The organism is Chishuiella changwenlii, from assembly GCF_900142565.1.
Classification (GTDB): Bacteria; Bacteroidota; Bacteroidia; order Flavobacteriales; family Weeksellaceae; genus Empedobacter; species Empedobacter changwenlii.
Window position 1 is genome coordinate 122,185 of record NZ_FRBH01000002.1, and the last position, 20,056, is coordinate 142,240.

20 protein-coding genes are annotated in these 20,056 nt (G+C 25.1%); 2 read left to right on the top strand and 18 right to left on the bottom strand.

Annotation, left to right across the window (positions count from 1 at the left end; genetic code table 11):
- Positions 1-11: 11 nt before the first annotated feature.
- Genes BUA86_RS02240 through BUA86_RS02265 form a run of 6 tightly spaced genes read right to left on the bottom strand, consistent with a single transcriptional unit; the run spans position 12 to position 6,246 of the window.
- On the bottom strand, positions 12-1,118 hold the full coding sequence (locus tag BUA86_RS02240) for a glycosyltransferase (RefSeq protein ID WP_072929452.1): 1,107 nt from the start codon (positions 1,116-1,118) through the stop codon (positions 12-14).
- A 43-nt stretch (positions 1,119-1,161) separates the two neighbouring features.
- Positions 1,162-2,304 carry a glycosyltransferase gene (locus BUA86_RS02245; RefSeq protein WP_072929454.1) on the bottom strand — a complete coding sequence of 381 codons (1,143 nt, stop codon included), beginning with the start codon at positions 2,302-2,304 and terminating at the stop codon, positions 1,162-1,164.
- A 5-nt stretch (positions 2,305-2,309) separates the two neighbouring features.
- The gene (locus BUA86_RS02250) at positions 2,310-3,311 is read right to left on the bottom strand and encodes a glycosyltransferase family protein (RefSeq protein WP_072929456.1); all 1,002 of its coding nucleotides are present in this window, start codon (positions 3,309-3,311) and stop codon (positions 2,310-2,312) included.
- A 4-nt stretch (positions 3,312-3,315) separates the two neighbouring features.
- Positions 3,316-4,227 (bottom strand): polysaccharide deacetylase family protein, encoded by a 912-nt coding sequence (locus BUA86_RS02255; protein ID WP_178300388.1) that lies wholly within the window; start codon positions 4,225-4,227, stop codon positions 3,316-3,318.
- A 19-nt stretch (positions 4,228-4,246) separates the two neighbouring features.
- Positions 4,247-5,287 carry a hypothetical protein gene (locus tag BUA86_RS02260; RefSeq protein ID WP_072929460.1) on the bottom strand — a complete coding sequence of 347 codons (1,041 nt, stop codon included), beginning with the start codon at positions 5,285-5,287 and terminating at the stop codon, positions 4,247-4,249.
- 11 nt (positions 5,288-5,298) lie between these two features.
- On the bottom strand, positions 5,299-6,246 hold the full coding sequence (locus tag BUA86_RS02265; RefSeq protein ID WP_072929462.1) for a glycosyltransferase: 948 nt from the start codon (positions 6,244-6,246) through the stop codon (positions 5,299-5,301).
- Between the two features lie 267 nt (positions 6,247-6,513).
- Here BUA86_RS02265 and BUA86_RS02270 point away from each other — a divergent pair, with 267 nt between their 5' ends.
- The gene (locus tag BUA86_RS02270) at positions 6,514-7,512 is read left to right on the top strand and encodes a glycosyltransferase family 2 protein (RefSeq protein WP_072929464.1); all 999 of its coding nucleotides are present in this window, start codon (positions 6,514-6,516) and stop codon (positions 7,510-7,512) included.
- A 93-nt stretch (positions 7,513-7,605) separates the two neighbouring features.
- Entirely contained in the window at positions 7,606-8,535 is a 930-nt protein-coding gene (locus tag BUA86_RS02275; RefSeq protein ID WP_072929466.1) for an O-fucosyltransferase family protein, read from the top strand.
- A gap of 15 nt (positions 8,536-8,550) precedes the next feature.
- Here BUA86_RS02275 and BUA86_RS02280 read toward each other — a convergent pair whose 3' ends face one another.
- The 12 genes from BUA86_RS02280 to BUA86_RS02335 form a co-directional block, all read right to left on the bottom strand.
- Positions 8,551-9,609, bottom strand: a complete 1,059-nt coding sequence (locus tag BUA86_RS02280; RefSeq protein ID WP_072929468.1) for a glycosyltransferase family 2 protein — start codon at positions 9,607-9,609, stop codon at positions 8,551-8,553.
- A gap of 11 nt (positions 9,610-9,620) precedes the next feature.
- Entirely contained in the window at positions 9,621-10,763 is a 1,143-nt protein-coding gene (locus BUA86_RS02285; protein ID WP_072929470.1) for a glycosyltransferase family 4 protein, read from the bottom strand.
- 777 nt (positions 10,764-11,540) lie between these two features.
- Positions 11,541-12,287 carry a glycosyltransferase family 2 protein gene (locus BUA86_RS02290; RefSeq protein ID WP_083580273.1) on the bottom strand — a complete coding sequence of 249 codons (747 nt, stop codon included), beginning with the start codon at positions 12,285-12,287 and terminating at the stop codon, positions 11,541-11,543.
- Positions 12,288-12,316: 29 nt separating this feature from the next.
- On the bottom strand, positions 12,317-13,153 hold the full coding sequence (locus BUA86_RS02295) for a glycosyltransferase family 2 protein (RefSeq protein ID WP_072929474.1): 837 nt from the start codon (positions 13,151-13,153) through the stop codon (positions 12,317-12,319).
- The gene (locus BUA86_RS02300; protein WP_072929476.1) at positions 13,150-14,067 is read right to left on the bottom strand and encodes a glycosyltransferase family A protein; all 918 of its coding nucleotides are present in this window, start codon (positions 14,065-14,067) and stop codon (positions 13,150-13,152) included. Before BUA86_RS02300 ends, BUA86_RS02295 begins: the two co-directional genes overlap by 4 nt.
- On the bottom strand, positions 14,067-15,086 hold the full coding sequence (locus tag BUA86_RS02305) for an acyltransferase family protein (protein WP_072929478.1): 1,020 nt from the start codon (positions 15,084-15,086) through the stop codon (positions 14,067-14,069). The genes BUA86_RS02300 and BUA86_RS02305 overlap by 1 nt, the downstream gene beginning before the upstream one ends.
- A 27-nt stretch (positions 15,087-15,113) precedes the next feature.
- Entirely contained in the window at positions 15,114-16,616 is a 1,503-nt protein-coding gene (locus BUA86_RS02310; RefSeq protein ID WP_072929480.1) for a glycosyltransferase family protein, read from the bottom strand.
- A 6-nt stretch (positions 16,617-16,622) separates the two neighbouring features.
- Complete coding sequence (locus tag BUA86_RS02315; protein WP_072929482.1) at positions 16,623-17,723, bottom strand: DegT/DnrJ/EryC1/StrS family aminotransferase; 1,101 nt, start codon at positions 17,721-17,723, stop codon at positions 16,623-16,625.
- Positions 17,724-17,725: 2 nt separating this feature from the next.
- Complete coding sequence (locus BUA86_RS16385) at positions 17,726-18,760, bottom strand: acyltransferase family protein (protein ID WP_221405184.1); 1,035 nt, start codon at positions 18,758-18,760, stop codon at positions 17,726-17,728.
- A gap of 12 nt (positions 18,761-18,772) precedes the next feature.
- Positions 18,773-19,234, bottom strand: a complete 462-nt coding sequence (locus BUA86_RS02325; RefSeq protein ID WP_072929483.1) for an acyltransferase — start codon at positions 19,232-19,234, stop codon at positions 18,773-18,775.
- A complete protein-coding gene (locus BUA86_RS02330) occupies positions 19,227-19,652 on the bottom strand; it encodes a sugar 3,4-ketoisomerase (RefSeq protein WP_072929485.1) in 426 nt (141 codons plus the stop codon). The genes BUA86_RS02325 and BUA86_RS02330 overlap by 8 nt, the downstream gene beginning before the upstream one ends.
- Positions 19,645-20,055, bottom strand: a complete 411-nt coding sequence (locus BUA86_RS02335) for a sugar 3,4-ketoisomerase (protein WP_072929487.1) — start codon at positions 20,053-20,055, stop codon at positions 19,645-19,647. The genes BUA86_RS02330 and BUA86_RS02335 overlap by 8 nt, the downstream gene beginning before the upstream one ends.
- Position 20,056: the final 1 nt, after the last annotated feature.

The window sequence follows — 20,056 nt, forward strand, 5'->3', positions numbered from 1 at the left end:
CTTTTTTTATGTTAATTGATTAATTCTAAAATTTGATTGAAAGAATTTCTATTCTTTAGAAAAATTGCTCTCAAATTAGTTTTTTCTTGAAGAGAGGCTAGAGGCTCATTGGCATTTAAAATATTTTTTAAGCCTTCGTAAAGAGCATCTTCGGAATTGTTTACAATAATACCAGCATTTCCATTATCTAAAATTTCTTCCATTCCAGAACAGTTTGTTGTAATAACAGGAGTTTCTAAAATAACAGATTCTGTAACAACTGTACTATAACCTTCTTTATGAGAAGAGCAAACAAATAAATCTGCATGTTTTATATAAGGATATGGATTTTTCTGGAAGCCTAAGAAATTAATTTGATCTGACAAATCATTGTCGATAACATATTTCTTTAATTCAGCTTCCATAGGTCCCATTCCTAAAATATTTAGTTCAAAATCAAAACCATCCGATTTTAATTTTTTCATAATTCTCACTAAACGATCATATCCTTTTTGAGGATTTAACCTTCCTACCGTTACTAATCTAATTTTATCTATTTTTTGATATGGATTAATTTCAGCTTTTGTTGTTATTTCGTCTATTTCTAGTGGATTATAGATAACTTCTAACTTATCCTGAGGAATTGCTACACATTTTGTAAAATGGTCTTGTACTGTTTTCGCTACGGAAACAATTTTATGAAATTTATTGTAACACTTAACAGCCTCCTTTTTGTTTCTAAACTCGTATCCAATTGTATTTTCATATAATTCTAAATGAATCCAACTTATTAATTTAATATTTGGATTTGTACAACCAGCAACAATTCGAGAAGGAAAGCCTTCTAAAAATGAAATAATAACATCGTAATTATCTGACTTAATAAACCGTTTAAATAAAAATTTAGGAGAAAATAATAAAGCTAAACGAGTATATCCTTTAAATGGTTTTTCAAAAATCCATTCTTGTTTAATTTCTTTGTTTAAATCTTCTCTATTTATTCCTTCTTTAAAAATGGTTAGAACAGTGACTTCATATTGAGAATAATCAAAACTATTAACAATATTTACCAATATTTTCTCGGCGCCTCCACCTCTTAAATCAGTGTTTACAAATAGTATTTTTTTTAAGTTGGTCACGAAATTTAGTTTTAAGTGGTTTTAATTTAAGTAAAAGATAAATCTAAATATTTATAAATAGTTGTTCAATTTTATTTAATTGCTGTTCTAAATTAAATTTTAAATGACTCTGTTTACAATTCTGCTTTAATTGAATTAATAATTCTTTATCATCTAATACTTTTTTCATGTATTTATACACATTTTCTTTTCCTGGATTAAAAAGAAATCCTTCTTGCTCGTTTATCACCATTTCTGGAATTCCTCCAACATTAGTTGAAAGTACAGGAACTCCAAGAATTAAGGATTCTGCAACAACAGTAGGGTAAGATTCTGTATAGGTAGGAAAAATAAAATAATTACTGTTTTTTAGATATTTTAATGGATTAGACTGAAAGCCTAATAAATGAAAACTATCTTCTAAATTATATTGTTTAATAAGTTGTTTAATATTTTCATACTCTTCACCAGAACCAACTATTGCAGTATTAATTTTATAACCTTCATTTATTAACTGATAATGAGCATTAACTAAATCATCAAAACCTTTTGCTTTACCAAATCTCCCGATAGATATAAAATCAAAGAAAGAAATAGTTTCATTCATTTCTTCGTTTGATTTATCTTTTATTTCCATTGTATTTATCGGGTTATAAATAACAGTAGAGTTAGACAGTTTAATTTTATAATTATTTTCGATATTTTTCTTAGAATGCTCAGAAACAAAAACACCTTGGTCGAATTTTAATAAACTCTGAACCAATTTATATTTCTCATCATCTGTTAAAGAAAATTCGAGTAAATCGCCATGAAACCAAAAAATCTTTTTACTTGCCTTAATTGGGCTATTTAAAACAGTCGGAATCATGTAGTGAGAAAAGGCAATTTCGGTTTCAATATCCATTAATTGATGTTTTTTATAAAAAGCAATTGGATATGTTTGAAATAAAAAATATTGTAGTCTTTTTATAGCTCGATTTAATTTAGATAAAAAAGAGTTTTTATTTAGAAAATCTATACCGTTTGTTATACTTTTTACTTTTACATCGGGAGGTAATTGATTGATAAATTCTCCTTCTTTAAAATTTAAAACTAATGTGATATCAAATTTATTTCGATCTAAGTTTTGAAGAATATTTAATAATATTTTTTCTGACCCGCCAACTTCTAATGAGCGATTTCTGAAAAGGATTTTCTTTTTTCTCATTTTAATTAATCAACTTTAGCTCCAACATTTCTATATTGATTTTTAAACTTTTCAACCCATTTTTTCCAGCTATCAATATCAACATCTTCTTGTATGAAAGAAGCAATATAGTCATCAGAAAAATCGTTAGGAAAATTTTCTGTTACATTCAATTTATCATCTAACCATGCATTGTTAAGAATACGATTAACAGTGTTCATATCAATACTTATTCCGTATTTATGATAAGAATTTGTAGCAGAAGAACTGAATGTAGTTTTTAACACTTCAGCTTCTGTTCTAGCAATTATTTTTGTATTTTTTTTGTATTGATTAAACCATACTGAAGCATTGCGTAATTGTTGAAGTTCATCTACTTTTCCTTTCGCATCTTTCCAAATGTGTAACCAATAATCTTTATGATAAAGTCCCATTAAAATAGAGTTAAGAACCCAATATTTATCAACCGTATGATTATTTACAAGACCTAGTTTATATAGAATTGTATAGAATTTAAATTTATTATAGAAGAATAAATCCATAATTAATTCAGAACTTGTAAAGAGATTTTTAGGATAAGTTGATACAATTTCTTTTGATAAATTAACTTCATCTACAGACGAATTAGACTTTTTGCCAAGCCATCCTAATTTTACAAGTTGTATTGAATCAGCCTTCATTTGACGAATTATCTCGTCTACATTAATATCATTTACAAACCAAACATCGTCTTCTGTTACAAGAACATAATCTTTCGCATTTTTAACTGCATTTATCCAAAGATTTGTAGGAATATTAAATCCATCAATATCTTGACTATTCTCTAGCTTTTTTGACTTTATATCATAATTTTCTGAAAGAATAACTTTTATCTCAGGATACTTAATTTTAATTTTATTTAAAAATTTTTCTGGAGTACCGTCATCTAAAACAGTAACAGTAAAATTCCCTTTGACATGTTTATAAATAGAATCTAAACATCTGTCTAAATAATAGGGACGATTGAAAGATTTAATAATAATATCCATAAAATTAAACAGATAATGATTTCTTAATTAATTTTCTATGCTTGTCTTCATTATTGAAAACAACTTTTTTAAATGGTTCCCAAATAGCTCCAAATTTTAATTTTTTACGAATAAAATTTTTATCACCATGGTATAAACCATAACGAGGAACAGTTAATAAATTATCAGATAAATTGAGGTTTTTAAACTCGAAAGAAAAAGCATAATTAATATTGCATTGTTTTAAAATATCAATTTCTCTTTTTCCAAAATCTAAACCTTTACTTCCATTAGGATATGCAAAAGATTCAACATTTCTACCCAATAATTCACTTAATTCAGTAATAGAATCTTTAATTTCTTTTTCGGAAATTATGTTAGATTCATTCGCTAAAATAGGATGATTCATGGTGTGAGCACCAATTGTAAAAATACCAGAATGTTCTAATTCTAACAATTGTTCAACAGTTATATATTGGCAACTTTTTGTAGGGATATTGAATTTATTTTGGTATGTTTTTATAATTTCCCAATTTGTAGCTAAAGACAATGTTTTCATTACAGAAATTGGATAAAAGTTAGCTAATTTCTCTTTCGAAATTTCTAAGACTTCTGCTATACATTCTTTTAATTGTTCTGTTTCATAATCGCCACATTCTGCATACCAAAAATTAGTCTGATCTTTTATAATTTTTGGAGAAACAAAAATAGATGCTGTTAATCCAAGTTCTTTTAAAATAGGATAAATAATAGTGTATGTAGAAATATTTCCGTCATCAATTGTTAGGTGTACAGCTTTAGGGTTTATTTTTTTACCATTGTAAAAATCCTTTATTATAGAAAAAGGCACAATTTCATAAGATTCTAAAATAACTTCTATTGTGTCACGAAACCATTGCGGATCGTATATATCATGAAAATTAATAATCTTAGGCATGAGAGTAGTTTTTAGATATTTATTCATAATTAAATTTTCCCTGATTACTATGCATATCCATATCACTGTCAGCAAAACTAATCATAAAAAAATTATTGGTATTATTTGTTTCATTATATTGAAAAGGGTAAGTAGATAAAACAACTTCATGATTTGTTATTTTAAAATTATTCTTTTCCAATATTTGATTTGATTTTTCTAATGAAGATGAAATCAAAATACCATATAAATTAAGTTCATTTCTTAATTTTTCTATGGCATTTAACAGTAATTCAAATTGATTTTTTTTGTCTATTTTATAACGATAATCAATAACTCTAAGCCAATTTACACCTTTATAAAAATAAGGTTTAACAACAAAATAGATGTTGTTTTCTGATTTATTTGTTGACTTTGATTGATAAAGGAAATAACGGTTTTTTCTGTAAAAAAAACGCCATTTTAAAAATTCCTTATTTCGTATAGTTTCTATCGTATTTTTATTCCAATTAAGATTGGGTAATTGTATTTGTTCAACACTTTCAACTAACTCAAATTCTCCAATAGATTTAGGTAAGGTATATAAATCTGTTGATTTCGCTTTTATTTTTAGACCTCTCTGAAAGATGAATTTTAATTTAGAAAAATTACTTCCCCATTTTTCATAAAAATCTAAATATCCAATTTTTTTAGCCCCCATTTTTTGATGGATAATTGCAGATTTTTCTGAAAAACCAACAGCAATATAATAGTCTTTTTTTAAATAGAAGTCAGAAAGACCTTTTCCAATTCCTCCTCCTCTATATTCTTCTAAAACGATATAATCTTGTCCCCAAAATGCAGGAATAATATTTTCGTTAAATGTCAATGCTCCAGGAGTTGTTAACATTTGGGCTATGTACTTATCATCTTTTTCTACACCGTATAAAAAATCATAACTTTTGTCGGAAAATGGGTTATCTATAAAACGGTATTGATCATATGCAGTATGATTACCTCTTATTTTAAAACAATGATTGTTGAATTGAGATATTGTTGAGAGATTATTTTTTTCTTGTTCAGAAAACTTAAAATAATTCATTGTTAGTTGGTCTATTTTTTTGAATAAATTTTATATGACAAGTTAAAGTTTTTTGAGATAATCCAAAAAATAAAAAACGATTTTATACTATAATATTTTTTTACTTTTTTAAACAATAATAAAAAATCTTCTTTTAGACCAGAAGTAAATGCCAGTTTCATGGCTAAATTCAGGTCATTTATTGAAGAATTATAATTTAAATCAAATATTTTAAGATAATTATCTGGGTTAAAGCTATCATAACTATCATAACCTTTTTCGACTCTTTCGTGGTAAAAAGAAATTGCTTTAAGTTTAAATAATTCTTGTATTACAGCTTTATTATTTCTAGATAAAGAAGTTTTTAAAATTCTATAGTTGAATAGAAAATCTTTTCTATGAATCATCTTTTTTCCATCAGAAAATAATCGTAAATATAAATCGTATTCTTCTGTGTAAAACATTTTTGGTCGATATAAATGACCTTCATTTCTAAATAGAATAGATGGATGGCAAAAAGGATTCTCTTTAAGAATCATTCGGTTTGATTCTTCAATATGATTAGGTCGTATAACTTTTCCAATTATATTATCATTTTCGTCAATTTCATATGCATTTGCGCTAAGTAAAAAAATGCTTTCGTCACTTTCTATATCAACTAATTGTTTTTCTAACTTATTTTCAAACCAAATATCATCTGCATCAATTATTGCGATATATTTTCCTTTTGCTTTAAGTATACCTTTATTTCTAGACTCTATTACAAATTCATTTACTGTATTATTAATAACAGTAATTCGTTCATCTGTTTCAGCACTTTCTTTTATTATTTTTAGAGTGTTGTCTGTAGAACAATCATCAATAATTAAAAATTCGAAATTTTTAAATGTTTGATTTAATACAGATTTAATACATTTTTCGATAAATTTTTCAGCATTATAAGCAGATAAAATAACAGAAATGATAGGTTGGTTGTTCATAGGGAAAAATTAATTATACGTTGGTTTTATTATGAAAAACAGCATCTAAAATATGAAATAAAATACTTCAATGTAAAAATAATCTATATTCTAAAGAATTGTGTTTTTTCTTTAAAGCTATATTTTTTTTACCGATTTTATTTAAAGTGTTTTCCTAAGTTATTTATAAGAAAAACAATAGATACTTTATTTTCGTTTATCTTTTAAGGTTGATTGTTGTAAAAATAGCTGTTTTATTTATTATATTCGTTTTATTTAATAAAAATTATGAACCTAACCTCAATAGTTATTCCTGTTTACAATGTAGAAGCATTTATTATAAAATGTTTAGAAAGTGTTTATGAACAAACTTATCAAAATATTGAAGTTATTTTAGTTGATGATTGTTCTCCGGACGATTCTGTACAAGTTATAAATAATTATTTAGAGAATAAGAAACCTTATTTTTCAACTTCTATTGTTCGTCATGAAGTTAATAAAGGTTTATCAGAATCTAGAAATACAGGAACAAAACATGCAAAAGGAGATTATATTTATTATTTAGATAGTGATGACTGGATTAGTAGTAATTGTATAGAGTTATTATTAAACTCTGCATTAGAATATAATTCAGACGTTGTAATAGGAAGTACAATATGTTATTTAGAAAAAGAAAAGATTGAAAAAGTAATTTTTCCTCTAAGAAATACCAAACAATTTTTATCTTCTCAAAATGAGGTTTTCGATGCATTTATGGAGTATCAATGGCCGGTAATAGCACCAAATAAATTATATAAGAAATTGTTTTTAGAAAAATATAATTTATCATTTGAACCTAAACTTTTAGCAGAGGATGAGTTATGGAGTTTTTTATGGGCACAGTATGCGGAGCGAGTTAGTTTTGTGAATGAGCATACATATTATTACTTATTAAGAGGTAATTCTATCATATCTTCTAAGACTAAGAAAAATTTTGAAGATATGTTTTTCATTTTAAATAAGTTTAGTGAGCAATTTAAACTAGAAAAAAATGAAAAGAAAAAGCAACAAATAAAAGCTCATATACTTACCTTTAAAGAAATGCTTTTAATGATGCAATGGACGTCTTTACCTAATGATAAAGCTTATTTCTATCAAAATTATAAAAGATTAAAAAAATATCCTTTTCTTAATTTAGTAGATTCTTTATCAAATAGATTTTCAATTACACAAAAAAAGAAAAATTTCTTGTTACACTTGCCAACTTTTATTGGAGCTCCATTTTTTATTTGGAGGTATGAACGTTAATACTAGTCACAGGTAAATTTCTTTTTTTGTAAAATGACAAACTTTATAAGGTAAAAAAATAGAAATTTTAAATATTATTTATAATAAAAAAAAATGAATAGATCGCAGATAAAAAATAAATTGTTGCCAATAATTGATATTATAGAAAATAGAAACCTTATACAGGCAAGATTAATTGGAGGACTATGTAATAAATTATATTGTTTGATGAGTGCATGTGATATTGCAATTAAAAAAAATTATAAAATTATAGATCCTGAATTTGGATGGATTGAAAAAAAAATGTTTTCCGATATTTATGATCTTGAATACTTTAATGAAAGTATAGAAAAAATTACAGGAGTTAAAGATTTAATTGTAAAATCAGATGATCAGATAAATGAAAAAAAAATTATTAGAACTCAATTAGATTTGTGGGAGCATTCAGAAAAACTATTATCTGTATCAAGAGAGAGTAATAAAATTTTTCTAAACTCTCCAATGGTCTTTGTATTAAAGTCATTAAGATTGAATAAAAACTTACAAGATATATTAGATAATCAGTTAAATAATAAGATAGTAGTTCAGTTTAGAGTAGAAAGTGATTGGCAGAATCATGTTAAGCATCATGACTTTAATTATAGAAATGAAATTCCTTTTTCAGACTCCAATGATATAATAAAAATGTTACGTGTGAAATTTAAAGATTTTAACGAAGTTTTTTTTACGGCTGGTGAAAAACATACTGAAATAGAACATTTACTTTCAGATGAAGGAATAAAGTCGAATTATTTTTATGATAGTACGCTAGAGTATGAAATTAATGCTGCTATTAATTTTGAGATTATAGCTAATTCGGATATATATGTTGGAATTTCTAGAAGCACATTTTCTAATTTATTAACTTTGAAAAGACAGTTGTTATTGGAAAATAACAATAATTATATATACAATTATAATAATGAAATTGTATTGAGAAACGATTTTGGTTTGTATCCACATCCGTTTGACAGTATAAATAAAACTCCAATATTAATTTCTTAAAAAATATACTTTAAGTTAGTATTGATGATTTGTTAAGCATTTTACAATAAATTTTATTTTTTCTGAAGATGAAGGTATTTTTACATACTTGCTGTATTTAAAATATAATAGTAATAAATTGATGTCAAACTTACTTTTACTTAAGAAGTAATTTACTATTATTTCGTTACTATTTCGCTTTATAAATTTTTCAGTAAAGTATTTTGAATCATTATTGTATATTATGATTTTATCAGTCCAATCAATAAAATTTTTAAGTTCAGTTGAGTTTTTTAATGAAGAATGTCTTAAAAAAATATTTACAAATTCTTGTTCGTATAAATCATTTTCTTTTCCGATAAAACGATTCCAGATACTATATTGTATTTTATGAGAGGCAACTTGCTGTTTAATGTTTATAATTTGTTTTCCTTCGCTATCAAGACTAAATGATTCTTGTTTACCAGTAATTCTATAGTTATGTAATACAAGAGGAAGATTGTTAATCTTAGCACTTGCATCTATAAAACGTAATGACCATTCGTAATCTTCGGCAGTTCTGTAATCTTCATTATAAAATAAATTGTTTTTTATTATAAAGTCTCTTCTAAACATAAAGGTTGCATGTAAATATGGCATTCCTATTAAAAGAGTATCTTTAATTAATGAAAGATCAGTTTCTGCTTCTACAATATTATGTTGTAATCCAAAACATTTCATAAATGTACCACAACCAAACATGTCTAAATTTTTTTCTAGATAAGCTAGCTGTTCTTCAATTTTATTTGTTTCAAAATAATCATCACTATCTAATAATGCTATATAATTTCCACTAGCTTCTTTTATACCTATATTTCTAGAATGCGCAGGACCTTTATTTTCATTTTTAGTAAAAACTTTAATATTAAGTTCAGTGTGTGAATGTTTATAGTTGTTAATAATCTCTAAACTATTATCTGTGGAATAATCATCAATAATAATAACTTCAAGATTTTTATAAGTTTGATTTTTTATACTATTTAAGGCTTCTACTATTGTACTGTTGCAATTATAAGATGGAATTATGATCGTTACTAAAGGTTGATTTTGTGTCATAGGTTATAGGTTTAATTGATGGAATCTAATATAGTTTTTAATTTACTTCTCCAAACATTCCAATTTAAGGCTTCTTCATATCTTTTTCGACTATTTATACTTAAATTTTTAAACTTTTCTTTATCAACTAAAAAAGGTTCTATACTGTTTACATAATCTTCTGGTGTAGCTTTTAATGGTAAAGCAAATCCATTAACATTATCTTTTACAACAGATCTAACTCCTCCTGTAGCTGTCGAAATACTTGGTAGCCCATAGGCTGAAGCTTCAGAAAATACAATTCCATAACATTCAGCTTCTGTTGGAACAAAAAGAAAATGAGATGAATTTAATATATTTTTTAATTGTTGATATTCTTTTGGATTATTTTTATTTAAAAAAGGAATAACATTTAACAAATCAGATTTTACTGGAGGTATACAGCCTACAACTTTTAATTCGACATTATAACCTTTTTTAGCTAATAATTCTATTGTTTCTAATGCTAGGTAACCTCTTTTTCGTTTCCATTCTACACCAAGAAAAAGAAATGTTATTGGATTAGTTAATTCTTTTGGTTGAAAATCTTCTTTAATAGGAACATCTATATTAGCTCCAAAACGTAATAAATGAACTTTGTTTTTTGATAATTTATAGAATGATTTTGCTCTTTCAATAGACCATTCAGATGGTAATAAAACAGCTTTACATTTACGTAAAGCTTTATGCTCTATGAAACGTAATATTTTTTTAGAATACCACCCTAATCCTTGATAAGCTGGGTAATAGTTTATATGTTGATCATATAAAGTGTCATTTACATAAATAATAGGTTGCTTAATATTTAAAAAGGCGATATCATTTATTGCATTAGAAACAAAAAGTAAGTCAAACTTTAAATTCTCTAGTTTTTGTTTTGTTCTTTTTGATGCAATGAATGCTTTTGTTAAATTTTGATAACGATTAAACGTTCTATTTAATACTTTTTCATGAACAGAGGCTATCTTTTCAATAAAATTAATTTCAGAATGAGAATACTGTGTTGCTGGTAGCCATTCTACATCGTGTCCTAATTTTATTAAACTAGAGTACATCATATACATTGTACCAGACCAAGAAGTTTTGTCACGTGGATCGCCTTCACACAAAAAGACTATTTTTTTATACTGATTCATTAAAAAAAATACTTGATTATTCTAATAATACATCTTCATTTTTAGAAATAGGTTTCATTTTATTCTGAATTATTTTTTATAATAATTGAGAATAAAAAAAAGCTAAGAATGTTATAGTATTATCTTAACAAATTTAAAATCAAGCAAAAATATAGATTTTAATCTTTTTATCCTAGAAATCAGGTAGGGATTTGTGTTTAATTTTGTACAACAATAGAAGATTTAAGTAATTTTTTTTAGAATGGCTAAATGTATTTTTATTAGATTTAGAATATTCTCTAATAAAATTGATTCAAGAAATAAAAAAATGTTTTATCTATCTATTTTAAGTTTTCTTTTGAATTTATTAAACGACATTATGTCATATATATGATGTTGTGTTAATGTGTTTTGTCTTTGCAATTTTTATAATTCAAAAAGCTATCCTTTTATATATTGGTTCATAATTTATAGAAAGAAAATTAAAGATTTTATAATTAATTTTGCCAAATTTAAAATCAAATAATAACACAAAATTTAACATTTTTATTTTCAATCTAAATAAGAATTTGTTTTTTTTAGAATGAGGTAGTTTGAATAACTACAATTTTGATTAATTCTGAATATCATTATGAGCCTTTCTAATAAAAATAAAGTGTTCAATAAATATCGATAATGTTAATATAACAAAATTTTCTAAAAACAAGATATTTATTAAAAATTATAGAATAAGTTACTTAAAATAAGTAACTTATTATTAGTGTATTAGAATTTATGTATTATTTCAAAAAGATATATTCATCCTATAATTTTGTTTGGTTCAGAATGAAAAGTAGTTAATTGTCTTTTTTCAATTTCAAAATAATTAAAGAAGTTACTCTTGGGTTTTTCATAAGTATCATGACAAATAAAAGTATTTGGAGTAACACCAATCTTTAAATTTTTAAAAGTAACACGTCGACAATAATTATCATCTTCACCATAATGAAAAAAAGAAGGATTAAAACCTCCAACTATTTTAAGACATTTTTTTGTTATAAACCAAGAAGCAGCATAAGATTCTATCGTTTCATAAAGCTCTTTAGTTTGTTTCTTTAAAACAAAATCAGAGAAAAAATCTTTATTGAACTTACTACTTATAGAATAAGAAAAACCATTTTCTAATCTTTCTCCTGTTCCGTCAAGTTGTAAGGGACTTATGATACCGAAATCTTCATTATTCTGAGATATTCTAACTAATTCTGAGATTGTTTTGGGTTCTATCCAAGCATCTTGATTAAGTAGAAAAACAGCATCTGCATTTTTTTCTAAAGCTAGTTTAATTCCAAGATTATTGGCTCCTCCAAAACCTAAATTTTTATCAGATTTTATAAGCTCTATTTCAGGAAAGTTTTGTTCTATATACTTAACACTTTCGTCTTTGGAATTGTTATCTATAGCAATTACTTGTAGAGGATGTTCTGAATTTCTTAAAGAGGAGAAGCATTTTTGTATCCAATCTCTATGCATCCCATTATAGATGACAATTATAGCATAAACATTCATAGGTTTTTAGGTTTTATTTTGATTAGTATTTATTTTTTAAATTTATCAAAAAATGAAGTAAAAAAACTCATTATCTTAAATCTTTTGCTAATAAAAAATTTTTCAAAATTCTTATTAAGCGACTTTGTTTTTTGTAATTTTTCTAATAATTCAAAATAAGTTCCAAACTCTTTTAAATATTTTTCTTTATGTTTATTTAAGATATAGTTTTCATATTCATTTTTTAAAATTGAATTATTGTGAATTTCAACATTTCTAGAATCCTTTTTTATTCTATAATAAAAAACAGTGTCTTGAATATAAATAACTTTATCATTTTTTTCTAGTAGTGATATCCAGAAATCCCAATCCTCTAATCCTTTTTTTAAATAGCTATCATATTTTACGCCTTTATCATAATCTGCTCTTTTATAAAAGGCAGAAACATATATTATGTTACTAGCTAAAATATTATCAAAACTATATTCTCTTAATACAAAAGGTCCATTTTCATAATCAAATAATTCAGCTTTTCCATAAATTAGTTTAATGTCTTGTTTAAAATGTTCAGACGCTTTTTCTAAATAGGTTAAGCTTATTTTATCATCGCCATCTAGCGGTAAAATCCAATCTCCAGAAGAATTTTCAATTGCATAATTACGAGCATTAGCAACTCCTGAATTTTCTTGAAAAAGATATTTAAACCTATGATCTTTATCTACCCAAGTTTGTGCAATTTTTTCAGTATCATCCTGTGATCCATCGTTTATAATTATACATTCCCAATTTTGATAAGTTTGATCTAAAACTGATTGTAAACATTCGTCCAAATATTCTGATTGATTATAACAAGGAACAATTATTGAAACTAATGGTGCATTTTTCATTGTTTTATGGCGTTTTTGTTTAGTATGTATTTTTTATACGGGATGGTTAATATTTTTATAGGTTGATTGATGTATAAATATATTGAAAATAAATTCAGACTACTTTTCTTTTTAAGCTTCCATGCACGGAAAATTTGCTCTTTTAAAATGTTTTCAACATTTTCTTTGGCTATATACTTATGATATTTATTTAAAAGATCTTCAAAGAAATAATAACTTGCTTCTTCTTTTAAGTTATTATTTTTATCATTACTAACATCTCCAGATATACTTTTTTCAGAAAATCTAACTAAAACATGAGTAGAATTTATAAAATAGATTCCATGAGGAATAGATAATTGTACCACTGCCATATCATCTGAATGCCATGCTAGAGGGTATTTTTTAAAACGATATTCTTTATATTCAGATAATTTAAAAATATGTTCTGATAAGCTAGATCTTTCGGAAAGTAAAAATTTTCCTTCTAAAAAAGTCTTTGTTGAAATTATTTTTTGATAAGATGAAAATGTAGTATTCTGAATAGAGTTTTCATCAATTAAACATTGAGATATTTTTACAATACTAATTTTTTGATTTTCTATTTGTTCAATGTTTTTATAAAACTCTTCAACAAAATTATCAGCAATCATATCATCATCACCCAAAATTTGAAACCATTCTTCTGTCACATTTTCAAGAATCCTTTCCCATTGAGAAGCAAGATTTTTTCCGCCTAAATTTTCTTTATAATCGAAGTATTGATAATTTGTCTTATCAAAATATTTGTCAATAAGTTGTAAAGGATTGTTCGGGCTAAGATCATTACCTATATATAATGTAAAACGTTTATCAGTTTGTTGATAGATAGATAGCAATGTTTCTTCAAAGAAATCTATCTTGTAATATGGTACAACAATGGCAAGTTTGTTCATTAAACTAAGTTTTTATATTTCTGCATCGGTTTCTCAACATAATGCCATGATAAATAAGCTAAAAAGTAAGTAATTATAATACTATAAATAGTTAACTCTAAAACATTCAAATTTAAATAATTCATCAATATTTGTTGTACTAGAAATCCATATATGTATACTCCATAAGAAATATCACCAAATTTTTCTCCAATACTGCTAATGTATTTAGTTTTTAATGTACCAACTAATAAGATTAATACTGGTAGTGTTAATGGAGCTACTACTTTAAATTGAGTAAAATACAGAGATAAAAATAATAATATTAAAAGGCTTATTCTTGTATATAGATTATTAAATTTTTCAAATTTTACAAAATATAACAAACTTCCAGCTAGGAAATAAGTAGATAATCTATATAGTTCTTTTGTGTCGAGGTATATATAATTAAATAGCTTTGATAGAAAATTTGGTTTAAAAATATATAAAGAATAAGAAGCTATAAAACATAACAAAACTATGTGAAATATATACTTACTTTTTTTAAACGGAAATAATAATACAAGTACAATATACATCGTAAATTCATAGCTTAAAGACCATAAACTTCCGTTAATAGCTTTAGGGTATGGATTTGATTCAAAAATACCATTGATAAAATATTGGACTTTGTATAGGGACAAATTATTAGGTAAATATGTCCAATATTCTTTTTCAGAGAATATACTATTACCTTTATAAAAGAAAGGTAGTATAATCAAAGAGATTAACATTAGTATAATTAATGCAGGATATAGTCTTAATACTCTTTTCCAGATATAATTTTTTATGGTTTTACTATATTTTAAACTTGTAAAAATTAGATAACCACTTAAAATAAAAAATATATCAACAGATAAACTTCCGAAACCTAATTGACCATTGGTTATTGAAGCAAAAAATTCATCTTTACCTGTTAAAGGAAAAGAATGAGATAGTATAACAGCACTCGAAAAGACTAATCTTAAAAAGTCAAAGTTATTTTCGGATCTTTCTGCCATTTTTAATAGGTTTATGGTTATTACGGTTTATTTTTTTAATAAATAGAATTTAATACCTGGTGTGTAATCTATATTTCTGTTTTTATTTAAACTATAAAAAGCAACTTTTAATTTATTTATAAAATTTAAATTTTCAGTAAAATCAAAATGTTTTATTTGTAGCCCACCATGATCTAAAATAGAAACTATTTCTTCATTTCTTCTATCTAAGAATACATCATTGTTAAATTCATTTATTCGATGTGATAAATTTTTAGAATTTAAATAAAGTTGGTGTATTTTATTTTTCCAATGAATTAATTCGTATCTATCTTTTACATACCTATACTGCTTTTCTGTAACATTACTTCTGTAAGATTCGTCTTCAATAAGTTGATAAATACTACTTCTCCAATCTTCAATATTTTTCGGATAAATGATATAATCATTTTCAGAGTTCATAAATAAACTAAAAACTTCAGATGCATTATAATGTAATTGGAATGGTATTTTCTTTAATGCAGGTTTTAATAAAGCTGTAAATGATGGCATAGGAAAGCCTTCTATATAAATGTCAGATTTATTTTCAATTTCATTAAGCACTTCATGAGAAAGAAAACCATGATAAATAATTCGCTCATGATTATACTTTAAAGCATAATCTGAATCAGAAGAAATACCTACGATATTAATTTTTACATTATCATATTTTGAAGCTATTTTAAACATTTCTTCAAGAAAATTATATTCTTCATTTGGTAAATATTTATAATAAGTTCCAGTTGAGAGTATATTTATAATTTCCGAACCTCTATCAACATTTTTTATTTCTTGGTTTTCTATAGGAATAGGCAAAAAGAATTGTTGAGAAATTTGTCTTCTAATTATATCAACTTTAATATTACTCTCTCTAATTTGTAAAAGAACATCTGTTATTGATGCGCCTAGCCAAAAAACATGATCTGCATGATTTACCATATAAACAGGTATTTCGAGATTAGGATTAGATAATACTAAATTAATTATTACATCATCGGGATGTGTGTGTAATATAATTAAGTCATATCCTTTGAAAAGTAATTGATTTAATTCTTTAGCTGTTTCTATTTTAGAATCTGAATAAACAGAAAATAAGTTGACTGATTCTACATTTTTTATATTACTTATTATAACATTATTTAAGTCATTAAGAGTTTGTCGAGTAGAAACAATTGTATGTTTACTATCAGTATCATTATCTATCCAATTAAATAATAATTTAGAATGCCCTCCTGTTGAGCTTAATTCTGAAGAAATATGTAGAATTTCAAAATCTTGATTTTTATTTTTTGAAATGATTTCATCTTTTGAATAAATTATCTCACTTCCTATTCTGTTAAGAACGTTTTCTAAATAATTACTTCTATAATAGCCAGAAAAATTAAACCAAGCAAATTCTGAACTTTTTTCTATTTTATTAATGCAGTCTTCGTATAGCTTTTTGTTATAAAGTGTTTTAACTATTTCTAGACTTTTCTTAAAGTATTTATTATTTTGTAAAATAATAGACATGAAAAATTAAAATTTATTTATAACGTCAATAATAGTATTCACTTCTTCAGCTGTCATTACTGGACTAATAGGTATACTTAAAACTTCTTTATGCATCTTCTCTGTAATAGGAAATGATAAATTGTTTAATTCTTGATACGCTTCTTGTTGATGAGGTGGAATAGGGTAATGAATAATCGTTTGAATATTATTTTCAGTTAAATAATTCTGTAAATCATCTCTATCTTCAATTCTAATAACATATACATGCCATACATGCTCATTACTATCAGTAGGAATTTCTGGTAATTTTATCTTAGGATTATTGATTTCGTTATTGTAACGATTCGCTATTTGTCTTCTTTTTTCATTTTCATCATCAATAAAAGGAAGTTTTACATCTAAAACAGCAGCTTGTATTTCATCTAAACGAGAATTTAAACCTTTATAAATGTTAATATATTTCTGATTGGATCCGTAATTCGCAATAGCGCGAATAGCTAAAGCTAATTTTTCATCATTTGTTGTTACAGCTCCACCATCTCCTAATGCGCCTAAGTTTTTGCCTGGATAAAAACTAAATCCAGCAGCGTCACCTAAATTTCCTGTTTTTATATTGTTCCAACTTGCCCCGATTGCTTGAGCATTGTCTTCGACAATTTTTAAATTATATTTTTCTGCAATATTTTTTAATTCATTATTAAAAACTACACGACCTTGTAAATGAACAATTAAAATACTTTTAGTTCTAGGAGTGATTGCTTCTTCAATTTTTGAAATATCTATATTGAAATTATCATCATTTGGTTCAACCAAAACGGGGATTAAACCATTATCAGATAATGCAAGAATAGATGCAATATATGTGTTGGCTGGAACAATAACTTCGTCACCAATTTGCATAATTCCTAATTCTATGTATGCTCTATATATTAGACGTAAAGCGTCTAAACCATTGGCAACACCAATGGCATAATTTGTACCAATGTATTGAGCTAAATTTTCTTCAAAAGATTTAACTTCGCTACCAAGTAAGTACCAACCAGAACGAAAAACGTCTAATAATTTATTTTCAATTGCTTGTTGATGGAGTAGATTTATTTTTTGTAGGTCTAGGAATTTTATCATTTTTAGATTATTTTTTTAAAAATTTTATTCATTGGTTTTTCAATAAACTTATAAGATATGAAACTTATAAATAGAGATGTTGTTAATATTAAAAAAATTAAAATAGTGTTATTAGATATCATTAAATACTTACTGATAAATAAAATAACCAAATAATGAATCATATAAAAACAAAAACTTATTTCCCCTAAATATACAAATACCTTATGAGATAATAATTTGTTAATTAATATTGGTTTATAGTCTTTTATATAATATTGAGAGGATACACTTAATATAATAAGTGACATAGGTATCCAGTAATAACTTGAATATCTATATGATAGATGAATTTCTTCATGGAAGTAGAAAAACAGTGTAAAAATAATTAATGCAGAAAACTCAATTATTATACTATTTTTTTTTATATAATTTTTTGATTTAATTAAATCACACAAATAAAATAAGTAAATACCGATTATAAAATCAACAATTCGCATTAAAGGGAATATGTAAATATAATAATGTTGTTTTTCAATTGGAGTATAAGTTGTTATACTTATTACTGTTACACATAGTATTATAGTAACAATGGTTTTTAAAGTAAAACTTATTTTTCTAAAAAATGAAATTATAAAAGGAAATAGTAAATAGAAGAAAAATTCATCTGATATACTCCATGAAGGGGCGTTGTAAGAAAAATAAATTTCTTGATTTGGAAAAAAACTTTGAATACTAAAAATCTGTATTATAAACTTATATACTGAACCCTTAACAATAAAAATTGAAAGTAATAAGGTTAATAAATAGACTGGATAAATTCTTGCTAACCTATATAAATAAAATTTCCTAATATAAGATTTAGTAATAGTATTGTAGTTTAATGAAAGAACAAAACCACTTAAAATGAAAAAAAAGCTTACACCTAAAAACCCCTCTTTAAAAACTTGATTATATATTAAAGAGTAAAATTTTGAATTTTCTAAAAAACTTAGATGACTTAAAAATACAAAAAAAGCAAAAAAAAATCTAAGAGATGTTAATGGTTTTATTATCATAGGTTAACTTGGTTATTTATTAGGTTTCATAAATTTTGCTGGATTACCTATCCATATTTCACCATCGGGAACATTTTTTGTAACGACACTTCCAGCTCCAATTAATACGTTTTCACCTATTGTAATACCAGCTAAAATTGTAGCATTCGCACCAATTGAAGCCCCTTTTTTTATTACAGTTTTTTCAAAACTTGTTGGATATTGTTTAGATTTGGGAAACAAATCATTTGTAAATGTAACATTTGGTCCAATGAAGACATTATCCTCTAAGGTAACTCCATCCCAAATTTGTACACCTGGTTTTATTGTTACATTATCTCCAATTATAACATCATTTTCAATAAAAACTTGACAATTGATATTACAATTTTTTCCAATGATAGCATTTTTAAGTACAACACAAAATTGCCAAATAGAAGTATCTTCTCCTATATTTTCACTTTGTACATCTGCTAAATGATGAATTTTAATCATTTTTATAATAAGTTAAATATTCATTGTAATCTCTTATATAATCATTCTCATTATAATTATGAGAAGCTAAAACCAAACAAATAGAACCAGAAGAAAAATTAACTTCTGAGGCCCATATTCCTGGAGGAATATGTAATCCTATATTTGGAGAGTTAAGTAAAACTTGTCTTTTAATTTTACCATCATCCAATAATACTTCAAAAGCCCCTGATGCAGCAATTAAAAACTGATGACATTCTTTGTGAGCATGTGCTCCTCTACTTTCTCCTCCTGGGATATCGTATAAATAGAAAACACGATTAATATCAAATGGTATATCTTCAGAATTTTCTACAGGAGTAATATTTCCCGATCTATTTTTAAGTTTTCTTAATTGTAGTAAACTACAATCATAAACTGTAACTTTATTTTTAGTCATTTTGATTAGCTTTTAGGTTTAAAAAATCATCAAAATCTCTAATATATTCATCTTCATTATAAGATAAATCTGTGGCAATAAAAGCTAAAGAATTAGTAGAAAAATTTTCTATTCTTCTCCAAGTCATTTTAGGAACATATAGTCCATAATATGATCTATTTAAAGAAAATTTCATTTCTTTTTCGCCATTATGTAAAATAACATCAAAAGAACCAGATAGTGCTATAATTAATTCATTTTGATTTTTAAATGCATGGCTTCCTCTAATCTCTCCTCCTGGAACATCATAAATCCAATAAGTTCTATTTATCTTAAAAGGTAATTGATTTGGATATTCAAAAAATGAAAGATTACCTCTAGGATCTTCAATTTTAGGTAGTTCGATTATTTTTATTTCACTCATA

Coding starts and splice junctions, on each gene's coding strand:
- BUA86_RS02245 (WP_072929454.1), bottom strand. CDS start 2,304: ATGAGAAAAAAGAAAATCCTTTTCAGAAATCGCTCATTAGAAGTTGGC.
- BUA86_RS02250 (WP_072929456.1), bottom strand. CDS start 3,311: ATGGATATTATTATTAAATCTTTCAATCGTCCCTATTATTTAGACAGA.
- BUA86_RS02255 (WP_178300388.1), bottom strand. CDS start 4,227: ATGCCTAAGATTATTAATTTTCATGATATATACGATCCGCAATGGTTT.
- BUA86_RS02260 (WP_072929460.1), bottom strand. CDS start 5,287: ATGAATTATTTTAAGTTTTCTGAACAAGAAAAAAATAATCTCTCAACA.
- BUA86_RS02265 (WP_072929462.1), bottom strand. CDS start 6,246: ATGAACAACCAACCTATCATTTCTGTTATTTTATCTGCTTATAATGCT.
- BUA86_RS02270 (WP_072929464.1), top strand. CDS start 6,514: ATGAACCTAACCTCAATAGTTATTCCTGTTTACAATGTAGAAGCATTT.
- BUA86_RS02275 (WP_072929466.1), top strand. CDS start 7,606: ATGAATAGATCGCAGATAAAAAATAAATTGTTGCCAATAATTGATATT.
- BUA86_RS02280 (WP_072929468.1), bottom strand. CDS start 9,609: ATGACACAAAATCAACCTTTAGTAACGATCATAATTCCATCTTATAAT.
- BUA86_RS02285 (WP_072929470.1), bottom strand. CDS start 10,763: ATGAATCAGTATAAAAAAATAGTCTTTTTGTGTGAAGGCGATCCACGT.
- BUA86_RS02290 (WP_083580273.1), bottom strand. CDS start 12,287: ATGAATGTTTATGCTATAATTGTCATCTATAATGGGATGCATAGAGAT.
- BUA86_RS02295 (WP_072929474.1), bottom strand. CDS start 13,153: ATGAAAAATGCACCATTAGTTTCAATAATTGTTCCTTGTTATAATCAA.
- BUA86_RS02300 (WP_072929476.1), bottom strand. CDS start 14,067: ATGAACAAACTTGCCATTGTTGTACCATATTACAAGATAGATTTCTTT.
- BUA86_RS02305 (WP_072929478.1), bottom strand. CDS start 15,086: ATGGCAGAAAGATCCGAAAATAACTTTGACTTTTTAAGATTAGTCTTT.
- BUA86_RS02310 (WP_072929480.1), bottom strand. CDS start 16,616: ATGTCTATTATTTTACAAAATAATAAATACTTTAAGAAAAGTCTAGAA.
- BUA86_RS02315 (WP_072929482.1), bottom strand. CDS start 17,723: ATGATAAAATTCCTAGACCTACAAAAAATAAATCTACTCCATCAACAA.
- BUA86_RS16385 (WP_221405184.1), bottom strand. CDS start 18,760: ATGATAATAAAACCATTAACATCTCTTAGATTTTTTTTTGCTTTTTTT.
- BUA86_RS02325 (WP_072929483.1), bottom strand. CDS start 19,234: ATGATTAAAATTCATCATTTAGCAGATGTACAAAGTGAAAATATAGGA.
- BUA86_RS02330 (WP_072929485.1), bottom strand. CDS start 19,652: ATGACTAAAAATAAAGTTACAGTTTATGATTGTAGTTTACTACAATTA.
- BUA86_RS02335 (WP_072929487.1), bottom strand. CDS start 20,055: ATGAGTGAAATAAAAATAATCGAACTACCTAAAATTGAAGATCCTAGA.